Below are 19,140 nucleotides of genomic sequence, written 5' to 3' on the forward strand. Positions count from 1 at the left end.
GCGTCAGGCGTCACCTACAGATTGCGCGCAGGGCCTGCCAGTCCTTCGGCGTCAGAGCGGGGGCGCCGATCACAGGGTCGCCCACCCGTCCCGCCGTCTCGATCCGATCCGCCAGTTGCGGGTGACTGCTAAAATGAGCGACCAGTCCATCCACGTCGCCGTATTCGGCGCGCAACCGCTCAAACATTCGCGCCAAGGCGGAAGGCGGCAGCCCAACGGCGTGCAACTGTTCATGGGCGAAGGCGTCTGCCTCAAGCTCCGCCTGGCGGGAATAGCTGGATTGCAAAGCCGCACCCGCAGTCCCGCCCAACACACCCCCACCCGTGATGTCGCCAATCAAGACGGAGACCACGGCCATGCCACTGACCGCTTGGAGCGTGTGCCGAACCGGATCGGCATTGACCACATGGCCCAGTTCATGGGCCAAGACGGCCGCGATTTCGTCCGGGCTTTCGGCGGCCTGGATCATGGAGTCGAAGAACGTAATCCGTCCACCCGCCACCGCATAGGCGTTCAGAATGGGGCTCTCACTGTCATCCAGGACGGCCACCTGAAGGGGAAACGGCAGGTCCACTCCATCGGCCACGCGCTCCGTCAGTTGTTGAAGGGCCGAGTTGCCCTCCGGCCGGAAGCACTCCCGCAGGGGGGTCAACCCGGGCGCGAACATCACGCGGGTCTGTTGGTAGGTCAGCTCTCCCAAGGCGACCTCGGCCTCGGGGCTCATGAACCGCGACAACACGGTGGCGACGCCCGGCAGCAGCACCATGAGCAAAAACGCGACGGACACCACCCCTGCCCCAGCAACCAAGAGGGCCCGGCGCCACAGGGGCGGCCCCGGCAGCGGGCGGTCCGTTTCTGACGCCAGGCGCGACAGCAAGTCCTGCGCCGGACCGGGGCTGACCACCAGCCGCGCCGGATCACCAGTGACCAAGCCATAGACACGGTCCTCGGAACCGGCCTGATCGGCCACGCGGCGTAGGCGGCGGCTTGGCCAGCGAACGACCTCCCCATCCGCAAGTTCAAGCCTCAAGACACGTCCGCGCGCGCCGTCTTCGAACGACAGGGCCACGCGGTTGCGCAGGGCGCGGCGGCCATCGAAGTAGTCCGCAAAAATCGGCTCGGGCACGGGCGGCGGCGACGTCTCTGCGGGCCTCTCCCAGGGTCCTGGTGACGTCATATGCCGCTCCCCAAATCGAACAGGTTCGCAAAGCCATCCGCATCCGCCATGTGATGGGTTTTGCCTGCGCGCACAGCGTTCACCTCAGCCGCCCCGCGCAGGTGCAGGCTGCTGCCGATGTGTTTGATCAGCGGATACGTCACGAAGACCAGTCGCAAAGCGCCACGTCCAAGAAAGAACGTGAGATAGACCAAGAGGCCCACAACCAAGAAAATCCAGGGATCCGAGGAGGTTAGGGTCTCCGCATCCAGCCGTTCAAGTTGTGACCCGAGCGCCGCGCCAAAGCCAACGGTCAAGGCGATACTCAAGATGATGAGCACGATCCCCACCGTTATCCACCCACCGATATGGATCCCGATAACGCGGCCGGTGCGCACACGGACAGCCAAGCTCACGGCCCCCGCAAAGCCCAGCGATGAGACCAGTCTTTCGTAGGACGCCACACGCCAATGGACCCAGGCGATGCCGGTCGCGGGGACCGCAAACGCCAGAATGGCCAGCAGCCCCTCGCCCCCGTCTTGCAACCCAGCGTAAGCGAGCAATCCGCAACTGATGGCCCCGACCCAGGCAGGCAGGAACGGCGCAAACAGGTTGCGGGCGCGCAGGCCTAAGCGGAAATGGTCGTCACCATAGAAGCTCCGCTCCGCGCGAAAGCGCCACAATCGCTGCGTCCGAACCGGCCAAAGCAGCCCGAGCGACAGGATGGACAGGGTCGTCCAGAGCATTGCAAGGCCGGCATAGCGCCAAGCCCCCGGGGCCATGGAAAACGAGATGCCACGCCACCGCGTGTGGTTCAGCAGATACCGCATGCCCCGGTATTGGGCGAACCAATAGACCGGCAAGAGGAGCGCGAAGGACGCCGCCGTGCCGGGCCCGGGCGAGCCCCAGATGTTGAGCGACGCAAAGATCAGAACCATCGTCACAAGCCCCAGGTAGACCGCGACGATCACCGCTGCCACGACGAAGCCCATGAGCTTCTCCAAGGGCTGGCCGACGTATTCAAAGGGTGTCCCGCCGACCCGCAGGGCCGACCAGAGCCATCGGCGCACGCGTGTGCGCGCCCAGAATGAATAAACCCCCAGCGTCAGTACCGTCAGACCGGTCGTCTTTACCACCAGATCGAACAATTGGCTGCGCGACCCGGCAACGCGACCGTCCATCTGGTCCAGCGAGGTCCCTTCGCTTGTCACCGCGCCGCTCCGTGTTCAGTCAAAACGGTTGGTCCGAGGAAAGCCCCTGGGGGCCATGCGACCGGCCTGCGCCCGGTTGCCGAGCCACTCGGTCAAATCGGGCTCATGCCGTGTGCGTCCCGCCGGATCGGCCCACTTCAAACCATCGGCAAGCGTGATCACCGTGACGTCAGACAGACCGCCGTCCTTAAACTTTTGCAGCCGGACCCCTTTGCCGCGCGGCATCTCTGGCAAATCGGACACCGGAAACACCAGCATCTTCCGGTTCTGGCCAACGCACGCGACGTGATCCCCCTCCACGACAACAGGGGGCATTGCGGTCGCGGGGGCGCGCACGTTCAGCACCTGTTTGCCGGCCCGCTTGGTGGCGATCAGCTCCTCTTCCGGGGCGATGAACCCGTCCCCGGCCGTGGACGCCAGGAGCAGCTTGCGTCCCTCACGGTGGATCAGGATATCAACGATCTGCGTTTCATTGGGGAGGTCGACCATCAGGCGGAGCGGCTCGCCCATGCCCCGCCCCCCGGGCAAGGCCGAGGCGCCGACCGTGTAGGCCCGCCCGTCGCTGCCCCAGATAATCAGCCGATCCGTCGTCTCCGCGTGGAACATAAAGGCCGGGCCGTCGCCGTCCTTGAACTTGAGCTCTTTGTCCAGTGGCTGGTGGCCCGACAGGGCACGCACCCATCCCATGGCGGAACAGACAACCGTGATCGGCTCCCGCTCGATCATCGCCTCCAGCGGGACATCTGCGACCTCCACCGCTTCGGCAAAATCGGTGCGGCGCCGACCCTGCTGCGTGGCCTTGCCGAACAGCTTGCGAACCTCTCGCAATTCATCGGCAATGGTCTTCCATTGGATCGTAGGGTCATCGAGCAGGTCTTGCAGACCAGCCCGTTCCTCCATCAAGGCATCCCGCTCTTTGAGCAGCGCCATCTCTTCCAGCCGCCGCAACGCCCGCAGGCGCATGTTCAGGATCGCTTCCGACTGCACCTCGGAGAGGGTCTGCGCCCCCTCGGCGGGCAAGGGCGACCGGTAATCTGCCTCATCCGTGGCGCGGACATAGCCTTCGCCCCAGGGCTCAAACATCAGCGCTTCTTTGGGGGCGTCATCGTACCGGATGATGTCGATCACACGGTCCAAATTGAGGTAGGCGAGGATGAACCCCTCCAACACTTCAAGCCGGTGATCGATCTTGGCCATCCGGTGCCGGGACCGGCGCAGCAGAACGTCTTGGCGGTGATCCAAGAAGGCTTGCAACACCTCGCGCAGAGAACAGACCTTTGGCGTCACACCGTCGATCAGAACGTTCATGTTCAGGGAAAAGCGTGTTTCCAAATCGGACAGCCGATAGAGCGTTGACATAAGAACATCGGCGTCGACGTTCCGCGTCTTCGGCTCCAATACGATGCGGATATCGTCGGCGCTTTCGTCACGCACATCGGCCAGGATCGGGACCTTTTTGGCCGTCACAAGCTCCGCCAGTTTTTCGATCAGCTTACCCTTCTGGACCTGGTAGGGAATCTCGGTCACGACGATCTGCCACTGCCCTTTGCCCAGGTCCTCGACCGTATGGCGGGCCCGCAAACGAAACGCGCCGCGCCCCGTGCGGTAGGTCTCTAGGATGCTGTCCCGCGGCTCAACGATGACACCGCCCGTGGGAAAGTCTGGGCCCGGGATATGGTCGAGGAGGGTTTCATCCCGCGCGCCCGGCGCCTTGATCAGGTGCAGGCAGGCAGCGATCAATTCGTCCAAGTTGTGGGGCGGGATATTGGTCGCCATCCCGACGGCGATGCCCGCCGCGCCATTGGCCAGAAGATTGGGGAAAGCGGCAGGCAAAACAACGGGTTCCTGCAACGTCCCGTCATAATTATCGCGGTAATCCACCGCGTCTTGGTCCAGCCCCTCAAGCAAGGCTTCGGCGGCGGCGGTCATGCGCGCCTCGGTGTAGCGCGCGGCGGCTGGGTTATCGCCGTCGATATTGCCGAAGTTCCCCTGCCCGTCGACCAGCGGATAGCGCACGGCGAAATCCTGGGCGAGGCGCGCCATGGCATCGTAGATCGCCGCATCGCCGTGGGGGTGGTAGTTGCCCATCACGTCGCCAGAAATTTTCGCCGACTTTCGAAAGCCGCCGTTCGACGCCAATCGAAGCTCTCGCATGGCATAAAGAATGCGCCTGTGGACCGGCTTCAAACCATCGCGGGCGTCGGGCAAAGCCCGGTGCATAATCGTCGAGAGCGCATAGGTCAGATATCGGTCACCTATGGCGCGACTCAGCGGCTCGGAGACCACCTCCTCGGGCGGCGTCGTGTCGTTGGGGTCACTCATGAATTTGGATGTACGCCTCTGCCCTCGGCCTCGCAACAACTCGGCACTAAGGAATGTGGCAAAACTGTGTTATACAGGAATCGCCGTTGGACCGGGGGAACTGGACAGCCCCCAGTCTGGTTTGTGGACCAGATCATTTTTCGTCCGCTGGGGGACTGCCGCTATGCTACGACTGACCTTTACGCTCGGGGCCGCGCTTTATGCCGGTTTTGTTATTTGGGGCGAACCTGAAACGCATGCCGACGAAAGGGGTCTGCAAGAGGAACCAGTCATCGTAGCGGCAACCGACGGGGCCGATTTTGACCGCCCAACGATCTTGGGCCTCACCCCGTCGGCGCCGGCGGTGACGCGCGCTGCGGCCACGGTCTCTCCGGTTCCTGACCCGGCAGCGATTGCAGCCTCCGCACCCCTGCCAAGCGCCGTGACGCCGCGCCTTATCGGGGAGCCGGTCGTCGTCAGCCTTGTTCAACCCGCCTCGCCAACGGCGTCCCGGGAAGCAGACCGCGACCTTCTGCGTGTCACAGGCAGCCGAGTGAACATGCGCTCCGGCCCGTCCACGTCCAACCGCGTTGTCTCTAGCCTTGTGCAAGGGACATTGGCGGAACCGATTGGCGAGGAAGTTAACGGATGGTTGGAGATCCGCGAGGTAGAGACGGGGCTGACAGGCTTCATGGCTGCCCGCTTCCTCGACCCCGCCTAACCAGCGCCGTCGGTTTGCCTTTCCATTGAGACCCCGCTAGCCCGTTGCGAGACAAAGGGCGGGCGAGCGATGGCGAAGCGCAGTATACTGATCACCGGATGTTCGTCGGGCATCGGCCTGGACGCTGCGAAAACTCTGCGTGCGCGCGGTTGGACCGTGTTCGCCTCCTGCCGCAAAGAGGAAGATTGCCAGCGACTTCGGGCGGAGGGGTTCCTGGCCCCTCTGCTCGATTATGAGGACGAGGATACGATCCAGGCCGCGTTGGCCGAGGCCTTGGAGGCCACAGGCGGCACGCTGGACGCGATTTTCAATAACGGTGCCTACGCTATCCCGGGCCTCGTGGAAGACCTACCCACGCCCGACCTGCGACGGATCTTTGAGGCGAATTTTTTCGGTTGGCATACGCTCACACGGGCCGTCATTCCGGTGATGCGCGCCCAAGGCCACGGGCGGATCGTACAGAACAGCAGCGTCCTGGGCTTCGCGGCGGCGCCTTGGCGCGGGGCCTACAACGCAACGAAGTTCGCGGTAGAGGGTCTGACCGACACCTTGCGGATGGAGATGGCCGGAAGCGGCATCCACGTCAGCCTGATCGAGCCGGGCCCGATCACCAGCGCGTTTCGCAAAAACGCCCGGCGAGAGTTCGAAGCGACCATAGACTGGCAGGCCACGGCACGGGCGTCAGACTATGAGAAGGCGATCACCAGGCTTGGGTCGACCGACCGCGCGCGATTTGAGCTGCCCCCATCGGCCGTGACGGCCAAACTGATCCATGCCATCGAGTCGCCCCGTCCACATCCGCGTTACTATGTCACGGTTCCAACCCACCTAGGGGGGCTGTTGAAACGGGCTCTGCCGACGCGTGCCCTCGACCGGCTGCTGCGTAACAGCTGACGCAAATGCAGCCTCGAAATCCTGGGCCTCCCGTCTAGGTCCTCGTTAAGACTTCAGAAAGGAACACCTATGGCCGACGATCCCCTCTTCTACGTGGTGGTGGCTGCCTGCCTCGCCGTCGTGGTCATCCTGTTGGTGGGCATCGGCGGGTTTGCAAAAGGCGGCGAGTTCAACGCCAAACACGGCAACCGAATGATGCGCTGGCGTCTCGTCGCCCAGTTCATCGCCGTGGTCTTGCTGCTGGGTTTCGTTTGGTTACGCGGACGGGGGGCCTGACGGATGGTTGTGCTGTCGAAAATCTATACGCGCACAGGCGATGCGGGCACCACAGCCCTCGGCGACGGATCGCGCGTGCCAAAAACCAGCCCCCGCGTCGAAGCCTATGGAACGGTGGACGAAGCCAACGCGACAATCGGCTTGGCCAGGCTCCACGCCGCAGGTGACATGGACGCACGCCTTGCGGCCATCCAAAACGATCTCTTCGATCTGGGGGCCGACCTTTGCCGTCCGAACATGGACAAAGATGGAGAGGCGGAATACCCGCCCCTGCGCATGGTCAGCGGCCAAGTCGAGCGCCTGGAGGCGGAGATCGACGCCATGAACGACGCGTTGGAGCCCTTGCGATCCTTCGTCCTGCCGGGGGGGTCCGCTTTGTCGGCGCATCTCCACCTGTGCCGCACGGTGACCCGGCGGGCGGAACGGCTTTGCGTCGATCTGGCTGGCGAAGAAGACGTGAACGAGGCAGCGGTGAAATATCTCAACCGCTTGTCGGACTGGTTCTTTGTCGCCTCGCGCATCGCGAACGACGATGGGCGTAGCGACGTTCTGTGGGTGCCCGGCGCCAACCGGTAACCCGCCGGCATGTCAGGGGGACACGGCGCGATGGATCACATCGGAAACGCCGCGCAACAAACGGTGCGTCACAAGGCCCCGTAGGGTCGTTTTCCGTCTGTTGCCCCCCGAAACCATGGGCTAACACGCCTCTCAAAGATTTGTTTCGGAGGAACACGCAATGAAGGTTCTGGTGCCCGTCAAACGGGTGATCGACTATAACGTGAAGGTCCGGGTCAAGGCCGACGGAACCGGCGTGGACCTGGCCAACGTAAAGATGTCCATGAATCCGTTCGATGAGATCGCGGTCGAAGAGGCCATCCGCCTCAAAGAAAAGGGCGTTGCCACCGAGGTCGTCGCCGTCTCCATTGGCGTCAAGCAAAGCCAGGAAACCCTGCGCACGGCGCTCGCCATGGGGGCTGACCGCGCCATTCTGGTGACCGCTGCCGACGACGTGCACACCGACATCGAACCGCTCGCCGTCGCGAAAATCCTGAAGGGCGTGATCGACGCCGAAGAGCCGGGCATCGTCCTGGCCGGGAAGCAAGCGATCGACAACGATATGAACGCGACCGGGCAAATGCTGGCCGCGCTGACAGGCTGGGCCCAAGCGACCTTCGCGTCTGAGTTGACCGTCGAAGGCGACAGCGCAACCGTGACGCGCGAAGTCGACGGTGGCTTGCAGACGATCAAGGTCAAGCTGCCTGCCATCGTGACCGTTGATCTGCGCCTGAACGAGCCGCGCTATGCCTCTTTGCCAAACATCATGAAGGCGAAGAAAAAGCCGCTGGACGAGAAAACGCCCGCCGATTTTGGCGTTGACGTCGCCCCGCGCCTGGAAATCGTCAAGACCGCCGAGCCCGAGGCCCGCAAGGCCGGGGAAATGGTCGGATCGGTCGAAGACCTTGTGTCGAAACTCAAAGAAGCGGGAGCCGTCTGATGGCCGTTCTTCTGATTGCCGAAGTCTCCGGCGGTGCGCTGAACCTGGATGCCACCTCCAAGGCTCTGACCGCTGCCAAGCAGTTGGGCGATGTGACCATCCTCTCCGCTGGCGAGGGATGCCAGGGCGCCGCTGCCGAGGCTGCGACGTTGGACGGCGTGGCGAAGGTACTCTGCGCCTCCGACGCAGCCTATGGTCATGATTTGGCCGAGCCGGTCGCGGATCTGATCGTGTCGCTCGCTGGGGACTACACCCATATCTGCGCACCCTCCACCGCGGCGTCCAAGAACATCCTGCCCCGCGTCGCCGCGCTGTTGGATGTCATGGTGATCTCTGAGGTCACCGCCGTGGTCGATGCCGACACGTTTGAGCGTCCGATCTACGCTGGGAACGCGATCCAGACGGTGAAGTCGTCGGATGGCACGAAGGTGATGACGATCCGCACCTCGACATTTGACGCGACGGGCACCGGTGGATCAGCCTCGGTCGAAGAAATCGCACCGGCGGCCAACCCCGGTCTGTCGGAGTGGGTCGAAGACAAAGTCGCCGAAAGCGATCGCCCGGAACTGACCTCGGCCGGTGTTGTCGTGTCGGGCGGGCGCGGCGTTGGGTCCGAAGATGACTTCGCCCTGATCGAGAAACTGGCTGACAAGCTTGGCGCCGCCGTGGGCGCGTCGCGTGCCGCTGTCGACTCAGGCTACGCGCCGAACGACTGGCAGGTTGGTCAGACCGGAAAAGTCGTGGCGCCGGATCTCTATGTGGCCGTCGGTATCTCGGGCGCGATCCAGCACCTGGCTGGTATGAAAGACTCCAAGGTGATCGTCGCAATCAATAAGGACGAAGAAGCCCCGATTTTCCAAGTTGCAGACTACGGCTTGGTCGCGGATCTCTTCACAGCCGTCCCGGAACTGATCGAGAAGATCTGATCCCCGGACATCGACACCGTCTGACGCGGCCTTCTGGGCCGCGTTTTTCGTTCAAGGCCTACCGTTTTACGAAAGCATGCGTATTTGGGAAGCCCTGTGTGTTCCGGCCATGCCCCGGCGCAGCGACAGTCTGGATGCGACCGCGCAACGACCACCCAAAGGGCTGTATGGCCCCTGGCTCAATATGGTCCGAGAGCCGATACCCCTCCCATCCGGCCATGTCCACTGACCGCCGAGAAACCTACGCCGCAAGACCGTCGCGGCGCCCGATTGTGCGCGCGAGGGCCCTGGCAACCTGTTCGTGAGCCCTCCCCGACAGGCTCGCGAGCGCACTTGCCCGTTCCGTTTCGGGGAAGATCAACTCTGCCAGATGATGATCCTCGGTTTCTTCTTCGATCTCGCAATGCACAAGGTTGTCAATGAGCGGCTCCAACGTCTGGAGCATCTCGACCGTGACGAACAGGGGCTCTGGTCCCAAAGGACCCTGAGGGGGGCGTTCGATCCACAGCAGGACTTTGCGCCCGGGGACCCGCGTCAGCAGAAGACGCATCCGAGCGATCCAGGCTTGCGCCAACTCTTGGGTCACGATCGCAAACTTTTCCGGTGAGCTGTCCCGCAGGGCGCACAGCATATGACGCGTGAAAGCGAACTCACTGAAATCAATATCTTGAAACAGTGTCTCCATGAGAATGGAGTGGCGCAGAAACCGGTCATTGCGCCTGGGATGCACACTGTAGAACCGGTTCGAGATGTTCGCAGCACCCATGGCTTGTACGACAACGGTATCGGCCTGGGACAAGACAGGCATGAGGGCAGCGTCCTGGGCAAAGACGTCCAGACTGCCGTTCTGGACACCAAAGTTTATGACCCTGCGGTGCGTCAGGTTGCCAAGACGGTCGCTAAAGGGATCCTCGATATACTTCCCGAACGCCTCTGACCCGCCGAGCACGGCGGTAAAGCCGGCCTCCAACGGCTGGGCAGGTCCCCGAAACATCGTCCGAGACACGCCATAGGTGCACGGATCATAGTCCAGGAGGTCGGTGTATCGGTCAAAGCTCATGACTTGGTCCCGCAGGCGATTCGACACTGGCACCGCCTGTTGTGGCCCGAGACACGTTAGCGCTTCGTTGATGCGCACATTTGAAGCGAAACCGTCACATCCATCGCCACCGCTTGCGGCCCACCGCCCCGCTGCTAAGGTCCGGCCAACCGGATAGGAGACGGCGCATGGAGATCGGCAGCATTGGCATCGTCGGCGCGGGGCAGATGGGGAATGGCATCGCCCATGTCTGCGCCCTAGCGGGTTACGACGTGACCCTGACGGATGTCCGCCAAGACGCCTTGGACGCCGCACGCCAGACCATCACCCGCAATCTGGACCGCCAGGTCAGCCGGGAGAAAATCACGGCCGACGCCCGCGACGCGGCTTTGGCCAAGATACGCATGACCGCGACCCTGATCGACACCGCCTCCAGCGACCTGATCATTGAAGCCGCCACGGAGCGGGAGTCGGTCAAGCAGGCCATTTTCGAGGATCTGGTCCCCCACCTGGCGCCCCAGACAATCCTGACGTCGAATACCTCGTCAATTTCGATCACACGACTGGGAAGCCGGACAGACAGACCTCAGAAGTTCATGGGGTTTCACTTCATGAACCCCGTACCTGTCATGCAACTGGTTGAGCTGATCCGCGGGATTGCCACAGATGCGGAGACCTTCGCCGCCTGTGAGGCGGTCGTCACGCGCCTCGGCAAACAGGCGGCCACCGCCGAGGATTTCCCCGCCTTTATCGTCAACCGCATTCTGATGCCGATGATTAACGAAGCGGTCTACACGCTCTATGAGGGGGTGGGCACGATCACCAGCATCGACACGTCCATGAAGCTAGGCGCGAACCACCCCATGGGACCGTTGGAGCTTGCGGATTTCATCGGGCTCGACACCTGTTTGGCCATCATGAACGTCCTGCATGACGGCCTGGCGGACACCAAGTATCGTCCCTGCCCGCTTCTGGTGAAATACGTGGAGGCTGGCTGGCTGGGGCGGAAGACGCAGCGCGGCTTTTACGATTACCGGGGGGACGGCGATCCGATCCCGACGCGGTAACGAGGGGCGAAGCCAGGTCTCTTAGCGTCCCGACAAGGTGCGTTCGCGCAGCCAGCCCATAAACTCTTTCGGATTGCCAGCGAACGGTTTCCACTCGGACGGAGGGATTGCGGGTCGCACCTGGGGCGCTTGCGGGCGATTGAGCGCGTGGACGACCTCATGCAGCAGCAACCCTTGGCGCAAGGTCGCCGAAATGAGGTTCGCGATCTGATAGGCCCGCGAGTTCCGACCGGTGAAATAGATCGGCACCACCGTCGCACCCGATAGGCGGATCATCTTGGCGGTGAACGGGTTCCATTCCTTTTCCACAGCCGGCCCAAAGGCCGTCTCGCTGGAGGCCACGGAGCCGGACGGGAACAGCACAATCACCCCACCGTCGGACAGATGTGCCATGGTCTCTCGACGCATCTCCAGGTTTCGCTGCCGTGCGTCCGCCTCATGGGGAAACGGCACGGGGATCATGAACTGACCGATTTCTGGAACACCGGTCAGCAAGCTGCGGGTCAAGATCTTATAGTCGGTCCGCACCCGCCCGATCAGGTCGGCCAGAACCATGCCATCGACCAAACCATGGGGGTGGTTTGCGACAACGATCACGGGCCCTGTCGCGGGAATGCGGGCGATCTGCTCGTCTGGCGTATCGATCCGGATTCCCATCACCCGGAGGGCGTGGGTAAAGAACGCCTGCCCTTCTTCTACGCCCTCACGCTCGAACTTGCGGATCAGGTAGAGCAGCCGAGCCTTACCGGTCAGCCACTCCATCACCTTAATCACCCGTGCCCGCCACGGATCCGTGAAGGTTCCAGCATAGCTCAGCTTGGTACGATCATAGGGGACGTAATCGGGCGGAGGCCCAGCAGGATCCGCCTGGACCTCCACTGGATCTGTCGGGGCGGGACCCTGACGGAGGAAGCTGACGTCACTCACATCGGTTCTCCAAACTTATCGGCCACAAGCGCGGCCAAGGCGTCCATCAAAGCATCCGCGTCGTTGCCGCGCGTCTCAACCTCGATGCTGGTTCCGCAGGCCGCAACCAGCATCAACAGGCCCATGATCGAGTCCCCCTCGGCATGTTGACCTTCGCGCCGGACGACTGCCGAAGCATCAAAGCCTTCGACACATTCGACGAACTTTGCCGAGGCACGGGCGTGAAGCCCCTTTTCGTTGATGATCTGCAACGCACGCTGCGCCATGCCGTCCCCCTCTCGGACCTGGTGGTCAGGCCGATGGCCCTTGGGCCACATCCATGTACCGCGTTCCGGCGGCTTTCGCCAAGGCTACGGCCTCGGGCATGGGTTTGGCACGGCTGCGCGCGAGTTTGATCAACGCTGGCAAGTTGGCCCCATAAAAAATGACCCGATCGCTCGGGGCGCAGGCGGTCATCGATAGGTTGGATGGGGAGCCGCCAAAGATATCGGTGACGATCACAACACCATCACCGGTATCCACGGCATCGGCGGCGCGACAGATTTCGCTTTCCTTGGCGGAGCGGTCGCAGGAGGCGCCCACTGCGATGGACTTCACACCATCTTGAGGGCCGATGACATGTTCGACCGCCCTACGGTATTCGTCTGCCAGCCCTCCATGGGCCACGATGACTATGCCGATCACGCGGCGTTTCCCCCATCGGCCACCGGCCTGGTGACCTTAGACGTTACCTCGCCCCCGTGTTGCGCCAGGAGTCGATCCAATTCCCTATGACGTTTAGACACCTGCCATCCGGCCTCCGCAAGGGTGTCCCCAAGCAATTCCGTAACGGCAACCGACCGGTGTTTGCCCCCGGTACACCCTAAACCGATCGTCAGATGGGTCCTGCCCTCCTCCTGATAGGCTGGCAGGGTAAACTGGACGAGATCCGTAAGCCTTCGGAAAAAGCCATCAAACCGCGGGTCGGCAAGGACATGGTCCCGGACATCGGGGTCTTTCCCGGTGCGGGCACGCAGTTCGGGAACCCAATGGGGATTTGCCAAGAACCGAAGGTCAAACACCAGGTCCAGCCCACGGGGCAGGCCGCGTTTGTAGCTAAAGGACTGCACCGAGATCGCGAGGGCTGCGTCGGTATCAAACCAGCGCAGGACTTCGGCCTTCAGGTCATGAACCGTCAACGTGGTGGTGTCGATAATCACATCGGCCTGATCCGCCAGGTCGGAAACCAACTCTAACTCACGCTGAACCCCGATCTCCGTATCCTCATGCGGGGCCAGAGGGTGGCGGCGGCGGGTTTCCGAAAAGCGCGCAATCAGCGTGTCCGCCGCGCAATCCAGATAGAGCATCCGCGCGTTAACGGACGGATCCGCGCGCAAGGCCTGTAACCGTGACATGAGGGCCGCCACGCTGAAATCACGGTTTCTCACGTCCAACCCAAGCGCCAAGGGGCGCGGATCATGCTGGGCCGTCGCCAGAAGACGCGTGAGCATCGAGAGCGGCAGATTATCAATGACTTCATAGCCAGCGTCTTCCAGAACACGGATTGCCGTCGTGCGCCCGGCCCCCGAAGGGCCCGTAACAAGCAAGACATCAAGGGGATCGTGCACGTCGGTCATCGTCCCAACCCTATGGAAATCGCGGTATGGGTAGATCTAGGTGGCGCGCCCGAGATTTGTAACCGGTGTCACATCGCCGCGAGGTCACGGGTCACGAGCTGTGGCAGTGCCGCCAGAGTATCGGGGCAAGTTGCGCCGCCATGGGGACCGGCTGATAGTCCTCTTCGTCGTCAGGTCTGCGGCAGGCCCGCTCTAACCCATAGGAATAGCTTCGCAGCCAAGTCGGGGCTGTAAGGATGCCGCAGCAGCGGGATTGCTTGGTCGAAAACGGTCACTGTCTCCTCGGGCGGCAGCCGTCCGAGCGATGCCTCTAGGGACAGAATACAGGACAGGGGCGTTGGTCCACACAAGGACACGGGGACAAGCCCCATACCCCTCAATTCCAACTTGGCGATGGCGGTCGGCGGTGCAGCCATGCGCACATGCCCCTCTTCGCGCTGCAACAGGAGCCGGTCATCACAGATCAAGCCCGCACCGTGGACGATCAATTGGGCGGCCAGGCTGCTCTTACCGGCGCCCGAGGGCCCCACGATCAGAACCCCCTTTCCCGCCAAGCTCACAGCCGTCCCATGGACAGACAGGCCTCCGGTGGTCAGGGTGACAGGGCTTATCCCCTGAGGCCAGCCGTCAGACAGGGAGACCAACCACGAAGCGGGCGCCCAAAGGCTCGGACGTCAAGTCCGCGTCTGTGGGACGGATGTTCTCGGCCCAGATAACGCCGCCATGGGCCTCTACGATCTGTTTTGAGATCGCGAGACCTAGGCCAGAGTGATTGCCAAACTGCTTCACGGGGCGTTCCGAATAGAACCGGTTGAAGACCTTGGTGAGGGCAGCCTCGGGGATGCCGGGACCCGTATCCTCGACGACGACCAGCACCCGATTATCCCTACGCCGAAGCCAAACGCGCACGGCGTCGCCTTCTTCGCAGAAGGACAGCGCGTTGGTCACCAGGTTGACGAACACCTGGGCCAAGCGTGCCTCCAGCCCCATGATGACGATGGGTTCCTTCGGCAGGTCCGTGATGAAATCAATATCGTCAAGCTCCGCCTCTTGGCCGTGATACTGGGTCAGGTTGGAGATCATCTTGACAAGGTCAAACGGCTCCTCTTCTTCCTTCACCAACTCACTGTCGAGCCGCGAAGCGTTCGAAATGTCGGACACCAAACGGTCCAAGCGCCGCACATCGTGTTCGATCACTTCCAGCAGGCGACCGCGCTGATCGTCTGTTTTGGCAACGCGCAACGTCCCCACCGCCGAGCGAAGCGACGCCAGCGGGTTCTTGATTTCATGGGCGACATCGGCCGCGAACTGTTCGTTTGAGTCGATCCGGTCGTAGAGCGCAGCCACCATCCCGCGCAGCGCACCGGACAGGCGCCCAATCTCGTCTGGGCGCGCGGTCAGGTCGGGAATGCGGACCCGCTGGGGCGACATCTTACGGGCATGTTTGTCGCGACCGAGTTCCGCCGCGGCGGACAAATCGGACAGCGGGTTGGCGATTGTCGAAGCAAGAACCAAACTGAGACCTATGGAGACCAGAAGCGCGATGACGAACATCTGCAACAATTGCTCGCGCTCGGCCCGGACGAGCGCATCAATCTCTCCGGCACGGGTCGTTACCGCAATCGTGCCGACCTGACCGCCCCCGGCGGAAACAGGCGTGACGACGGTGTAGAGCTGTCCAGCCTCGCCCAAGTAACCTCGGATTTGCGTCTCACCCGGAGCAGAGGTGCGCACCAAGTCCTCCGCCACGCGCAGCGGTTTCGGAGCCGGACCTGTGTCGGGCGTGAAGAGCGCGGACGTCGTCTCCCAGATGGAGTTGAGCACGCTGGTGATGATCGTCGTCTGCTGCGTGGGATCGTTGAGCCCCCTGACGGGCACCGTCTCATTGGACCCGGTGGCCTGGGCGATCAACGTTCCGTTGGTGTCAAAGACATGCACCTCAACACCCGCGGGGAGGTCCGTCGCGGCCAGCAAGGCAGGGACGTCGATCCCGTCCCCTGCCGCGAAACTGACGGGCGCCGCCGTAGGGAGGGACGCCTCAAGGACGTCGGAGATCAGCAGGGCTTCGGTCACCAGACCTTGTTCGCGCTGCACCACCAAGCTGTCGCGAGACGGGTTGAGGAACAGCACCCCGGCGACCAACAAAAGGATCGCGAGGAGGTTGAACAGAATGATCTTCCGCGCCAGCGGCGAGCGGTCCAGTGAAAACAGACCGCGCCGTTCCCTGGCGCTGGCAAGTTCCGCTTCGGTGCCTTCGGGACGATCCCAATCCTCGCCCAGGACGACTTCTCCGTCCTCCTGGGGTTGGCCGCGGCCGCGTTTCTGCGGCTCTGGCATCACATCCATCTCGGTTGCCGAAGCCATGGCCTCAGCCTATTCCTCGTTATAGCGGTAGCCAATACCGTAGAGAGTCTCAATCGCCGAAAATTCCGGGTCAGCGGAGCGCATTTTCTTGCGAAGGCGCTTGATGTGGCTGTCGATAGTCCGGTCATCCACATAGACTTGGTCGTCATAGGCCACGTCCATCAGCTGGTCGCGGGACTTCACGAAACCGGGGCGCTGCGCGAGGGCTTGGAGCAGAAGGAACTCGGTGACGGTCAAGGTCACGTCACGTCCCTTCCACTTCACCGCGTGGCGCAGGGGGTCCATGCTCAACTCGCCCCGTTGCATGACCTGAGTCTCTTCCGGCGCCTCGGTTTCATCAGAGGCAATGGCCTCCTGCCGGCGCAAGATTGCGCGGATGCGCTCGACCAAAAGTCGCTGGCTGAAGGGTTTACGGACGTAGTCGTCCGCGCCCATGCGAAGGCCAAGTACCTCGTCGATCTCATCATCCTTAGACGTCAGGAAGATCACCGGGACCGACGACTTCTGGCGCAGACGCTGCAACAGATCCATGCCGTCCATACGCGGCATCTTAATGTCGGACACGCAAAGGTCCGGCAGCTCTCGGCTGAACGCATCGAGAGCGGACTGTCCATCATTATAGGTTTTCACATCGAAGCCCTCCGCTTCGAGTGTCATGGAAACGGACGTCAGGATATTCCTGTCGTCGTCGACGAGCGCGATACGCGACATGTGCATGTCCTCGTGGTTGCCTGTGTACTGCCGTTTGTTTTCCTCCGACTGTCCGAAAATTCCCGACAGAATCAACTGAAAACGCGAATCAGGTGATTCGCACGCAGAACTGTGGCCCCGTTGCCATTAAGGCGGCGTAAAGGCAGTGGTCCGAAAAAGATGAGGCGCCCGGAATCCGCGCCCAGATGATAACGCAAACAAAACGAGATGGTTGCGCTAACGTACCCTAAACCAAACACGACCGTGGTGGTAGGCTCCTGCAATCACGGCGCGGTCAGCGGCGTGACGCCATTTACAGACGGACATGTCCTGACAGGAGCCCGATTATGACCAACCTGCGCGTGAATCCCGAGCAGACGCTCGAAGCCCAAGGCATCACGGGTCTGGGTCGTGTCTATTACAACCTGCTCGAACCGGCGATCATCCAGGAAGCCTTGACCCGCGAAGAAGGCACGCTGGGCAAAGGCGGCGCGTTCCTTGTTACCACCGGCAAGTTCACGGGCCGCTCGCCCAAGGATAAGCACGTTGTCCGTTCGGCCAGCACCGAGGGTACCATCTGGTGGGACAACAACGCTCCGATGGAGCCAGGCGCCTATGACGTGCTCAAGGCCGACATGTTGGAGCACATGAAAGGTCGCGATTACTTCGTGCAGGACCTCTTCGGGGGTGCAGATCCCGTCTACCGCCTGGACGTGCGCGTCGTGACCGAGTTGGCCTGGCACTCGCTCTTCATTCGTCACATGCTGCGCCGTCCTGACGCGTCGGAACTGGCCAGCTTCGTGCCTGAGTACACCGTCATCAACTGCCCCTCGTTCAAAGCCGACCCCGACAAACACGGCTGCCGGTCAGACGTGGTCATTGCCATGAACATGGACGCCAAGGAAATCCTGATCGCGGGCACCGAATACGCAGGCGAGAACAAGAAATCCGTGTTCACCCTGCTGAACTACATGCTGCCGGAAAAGGGCGTCATGCCGATGCACTGCTCGGCCAACCACGCCGACGGCAACCCCACCGACGCCGCCGTGTTCTTCGGCCTGTCCGGCACTGGCAAGACCACCCTTTCGGCTGATCCCAACCGCGTTCTGATCGGCGACGACGAACATGGCTGGTCCGATCGCGGCACCTTCAACTTCGAAGGGGGCTGCTACGCCAAAACGATCAACCTCAGCCGTGAGGCGGAGCCGGAGATCTACGACACCACGACCAAGTTCGGCACTGTGATCGAAAACATGGTCTTCGATCCCGACACACTGGAGTTGGACTTCGACGACGACAGCATCACCGCCAACATGCGCTGTGCCTACCCGCTGGAGTATATCTCCAACGCGTCGGAAAGCGCCCTGGGCGGCCACCCGAAGAACGTCGTGATGCTGACCTGCGATGCCTTCGGCGTGCTGCCCCCCATCGCGCGTCTGACGCCTGCCCAGGCTATGTACCACTTCCTGTCGGGCTTCACCTCCAAGGTCGCTGGCACCGAGCGTGGCGTGACCGAGCCGGAGCCCACCTTCTCCACCTGCTTTGGCGCCCCCTTCATGCCCCGCCGCCCCGAGGTTTATGGCAAGCTACTGCAAGCCAAGATTGCTCAGCATGGTTCCGACTGCTGGCTGGTGAACACTGGTTGGACCGGCGGCGCCTATGGCACCGGCTCCCGGATGCCGATCAAGGCCACGCGCGCCCTGCTGACCGCTGCCCTGAACGGCTCCCTGTCGGCGGGCGAGTTCCGCAAGGATCCCAACTTCGGCTTCGACGTGCCCGTCGCTTGCGAAGGTGTGGACGACGGCCTGCTGGATCCGCGCAGCACCTGGGCGGATAAGGCCGCATACGACGCCCAAGCGCAAAAGCTGGTGGACATGTTCTCCGACAACTTCGCACAATACGTCGAACACATCGACGAGGACGTGCGGGCTTGCGCTATCGGCTAACTTCTATCCTGACACTCGGCCTTGCCCTCTGGGGCGAGGCCTCCTCGGCTCAGGTCCGCCTGCTAGAGACGGGTATCCTTTGCCCTCGCATCTCCTCGGGCGAATTGATCGAGGCTCCCGGTACCGAAGCAGGCGTTATTCGCCGGATTGATCAAGGCCTCGGCTTTGACCTGCCGGGCCGCACAGTTCCAATAATGGACAATCTGGGGTTTGGGTTCCGCATCGCGCTGAAAGACGGCGCCTCGGCCCAAGACGTCACTATCGTTGTCACGCATCCTCCGATGGGGGCCGCGCAAGTGACCCGCCAGGAATGGGCAGACACCATCTGGCCGGGCGAGACCAACCTCAACCTTTTCACCTTCGAAGAAGACTACGAGAAGGTGCCAGGGCCTTGGACCTTCTCGGCGGAGATCGACGGCGAGACACTCGTCGAGGTGCCGTTCACGGTGACGGAGGACGGCGGACGCGGTCCTGTCGAGGCGGCCTGCTTTCGCTTTATGTCCTAATGACA

General features: G+C 62.4%; 20 protein-coding genes. 9 read left to right on the top strand and 11 right to left on the bottom strand.

From position 1 onward, the window contains the following. Positions 1-10: 10 nt before the first annotated feature. From K5R33_RS01380 to K5R33_RS01390, 3 genes are read right to left on the bottom strand one after another with little or no spacing between them, the layout of a single operon-like run. The gene (locus K5R33_RS01380; RefSeq protein ID WP_220747173.1) at positions 11-1,177 is read right to left on the bottom strand and encodes a M48 family metallopeptidase; all 1,167 of its coding nucleotides are present in this window, start codon (positions 1,175-1,177) and stop codon (positions 11-13) included. After that, the gene (locus K5R33_RS01385) at positions 1,174-2,367 is read right to left on the bottom strand and encodes a DUF898 family protein (protein WP_220747174.1); all 1,194 of its coding nucleotides are present in this window, start codon (positions 2,365-2,367) and stop codon (positions 1,174-1,176) included. Before K5R33_RS01385 ends, K5R33_RS01380 begins: the two co-directional genes overlap by 4 nt. 15 nt (positions 2,368-2,382) lie before the next feature. Next, positions 2,383-4,689 carry a DNA topoisomerase IV subunit A gene (locus K5R33_RS01390; protein ID WP_220747175.1) on the bottom strand — a complete coding sequence of 769 codons (2,307 nt, stop codon included), beginning with the start codon at positions 4,687-4,689 and terminating at the stop codon, positions 2,383-2,385. A 163-nt stretch (positions 4,690-4,852) separates the two neighbouring features. Between K5R33_RS01390 and K5R33_RS01395 the strand changes: the two genes are divergently transcribed. The 6 genes from K5R33_RS01395 to K5R33_RS01420 all read left to right on the top strand — a co-directional run bounded on the left by K5R33_RS01395 (position 4,853) and on the right by K5R33_RS01420 (position 8,980). Then, the gene (locus K5R33_RS01395; RefSeq protein ID WP_220747176.1) at positions 4,853-5,389 is read left to right on the top strand and encodes an SH3 domain-containing protein; all 537 of its coding nucleotides are present in this window, start codon (positions 4,853-4,855) and stop codon (positions 5,387-5,389) included. A 69-nt stretch (positions 5,390-5,458) separates the two neighbouring features. Further along, positions 5,459-6,283 carry an SDR family NAD(P)-dependent oxidoreductase gene (locus K5R33_RS01400; RefSeq protein ID WP_220747177.1) on the top strand — a complete coding sequence of 275 codons (825 nt, stop codon included), beginning with the start codon at positions 5,459-5,461 and terminating at the stop codon, positions 6,281-6,283. Positions 6,284-6,352: 69 nt separating this feature from the next. Beyond that, positions 6,353-6,559, top strand: coding sequence for a twin transmembrane helix small protein (locus K5R33_RS01405; protein ID WP_220747178.1), 207 nt, complete (start codon positions 6,353-6,355; stop codon positions 6,557-6,559). Positions 6,560-6,562: 3 nt separating this feature from the next. After that, positions 6,563-7,135, top strand: coding sequence for a cob(I)yrinic acid a,c-diamide adenosyltransferase (locus tag K5R33_RS01410; RefSeq protein ID WP_220747179.1), 573 nt, complete (start codon positions 6,563-6,565; stop codon positions 7,133-7,135). A 160-nt stretch (positions 7,136-7,295) separates the two neighbouring features. Next, the gene (locus K5R33_RS01415; protein WP_220747180.1) at positions 7,296-8,054 is read left to right on the top strand and encodes an electron transfer flavoprotein subunit beta/FixA family protein; all 759 of its coding nucleotides are present in this window, start codon (positions 7,296-7,298) and stop codon (positions 8,052-8,054) included. Then, positions 8,054-8,980, top strand: coding sequence for an electron transfer flavoprotein subunit alpha/FixB family protein (locus K5R33_RS01420; RefSeq protein ID WP_220747181.1), 927 nt, complete (start codon positions 8,054-8,056; stop codon positions 8,978-8,980). Before K5R33_RS01415 ends, K5R33_RS01420 begins: the two co-directional genes overlap by 1 nt. A 241-nt stretch (positions 8,981-9,221) precedes the next feature. On the opposite strand, the gene K5R33_RS01425 is transcribed toward K5R33_RS01420, so the two are convergent. Then, a complete protein-coding gene (locus tag K5R33_RS01425) occupies positions 9,222-10,040 on the bottom strand; it encodes a DUF6473 family protein (protein WP_220747182.1) in 819 nt (272 codons plus the stop codon). A 167-nt stretch (positions 10,041-10,207) separates the two neighbouring features. On the opposite strand from K5R33_RS01425, the gene K5R33_RS01430 reads away from it, so the two are divergent. Further along, entirely contained in the window at positions 10,208-11,086 is an 879-nt protein-coding gene (locus K5R33_RS01430; RefSeq protein WP_220747183.1) for a 3-hydroxybutyryl-CoA dehydrogenase, read from the top strand. Between the two features lie 21 nt (positions 11,087-11,107). On the opposite strand, the gene K5R33_RS01435 is transcribed toward K5R33_RS01430, so the two are convergent. The 7 genes from K5R33_RS01435 to K5R33_RS01465 form a co-directional block, all read right to left on the bottom strand. Beyond that, the gene (locus tag K5R33_RS01435; protein ID WP_255576130.1) at positions 11,108-11,965 is read right to left on the bottom strand and encodes a lysophospholipid acyltransferase family protein; all 858 of its coding nucleotides are present in this window, start codon (positions 11,963-11,965) and stop codon (positions 11,108-11,110) included. A 44-nt stretch (positions 11,966-12,009) separates the two neighbouring features. Then, positions 12,010-12,279: an HPr family phosphocarrier protein gene (locus tag K5R33_RS01440; RefSeq protein WP_220747184.1), complete on the bottom strand. Its 270-nt coding sequence runs from the start codon at positions 12,277-12,279 to the stop codon at positions 12,010-12,012. Between the two features lie 25 nt (positions 12,280-12,304). After that, positions 12,305-12,697, bottom strand: a complete 393-nt coding sequence (locus K5R33_RS01445) for a PTS sugar transporter subunit IIA (protein WP_220747185.1) — start codon at positions 12,695-12,697, stop codon at positions 12,305-12,307. Next, entirely contained in the window at positions 12,694-13,629 is a 936-nt protein-coding gene (gene rapZ, locus K5R33_RS01450; RefSeq protein ID WP_220747186.1) for an RNase adapter RapZ, read from the bottom strand. Before rapZ ends, K5R33_RS01445 begins: the two co-directional genes overlap by 4 nt. A gap of 170 nt (positions 13,630-13,799) precedes the next feature. Continuing rightward, complete coding sequence (locus tag K5R33_RS01455) at positions 13,800-14,273, bottom strand: HPr kinase/phosphorylase (protein WP_255576093.1); 474 nt, start codon at positions 14,271-14,273, stop codon at positions 13,800-13,802. Then, a complete protein-coding gene (locus K5R33_RS01460) occupies positions 14,257-15,993 on the bottom strand; it encodes a sensor histidine kinase (RefSeq protein ID WP_220747188.1) in 1,737 nt (578 codons plus the stop codon). Before K5R33_RS01460 ends, K5R33_RS01455 begins: the two co-directional genes overlap by 17 nt. A gap of 9 nt (positions 15,994-16,002) precedes the next feature. Then, positions 16,003-16,704, bottom strand: a complete 702-nt coding sequence (locus tag K5R33_RS01465) for a response regulator transcription factor (RefSeq protein ID WP_220747189.1) — start codon at positions 16,702-16,704, stop codon at positions 16,003-16,005. Positions 16,705-17,030: 326 nt separating this feature from the next. On the opposite strand from K5R33_RS01465, the gene K5R33_RS01470 reads away from it, so the two are divergent. Both K5R33_RS01470 and K5R33_RS01475 read left to right on the top strand, forming a co-directional pair. Further along, positions 17,031-18,629 carry a phosphoenolpyruvate carboxykinase gene (locus K5R33_RS01470; RefSeq protein ID WP_220747190.1) on the top strand — a complete coding sequence of 533 codons (1,599 nt, stop codon included), beginning with the start codon at positions 17,031-17,033 and terminating at the stop codon, positions 18,627-18,629. Continuing rightward, positions 18,614-19,135 (top strand): DUF3859 domain-containing protein, encoded by a 522-nt coding sequence (locus tag K5R33_RS01475; protein WP_220747191.1) that lies wholly within the window; start codon positions 18,614-18,616, stop codon positions 19,133-19,135. The genes K5R33_RS01470 and K5R33_RS01475 overlap by 16 nt, the downstream gene beginning before the upstream one ends. Positions 19,136-19,140: the final 5 nt, after the last annotated feature.

Source organism: Jannaschia pagri (genome assembly GCF_019655435.1).
Lineage (GTDB): Bacteria > Pseudomonadota > Alphaproteobacteria > Rhodobacterales > Rhodobacteraceae > Jannaschia > Jannaschia pagri.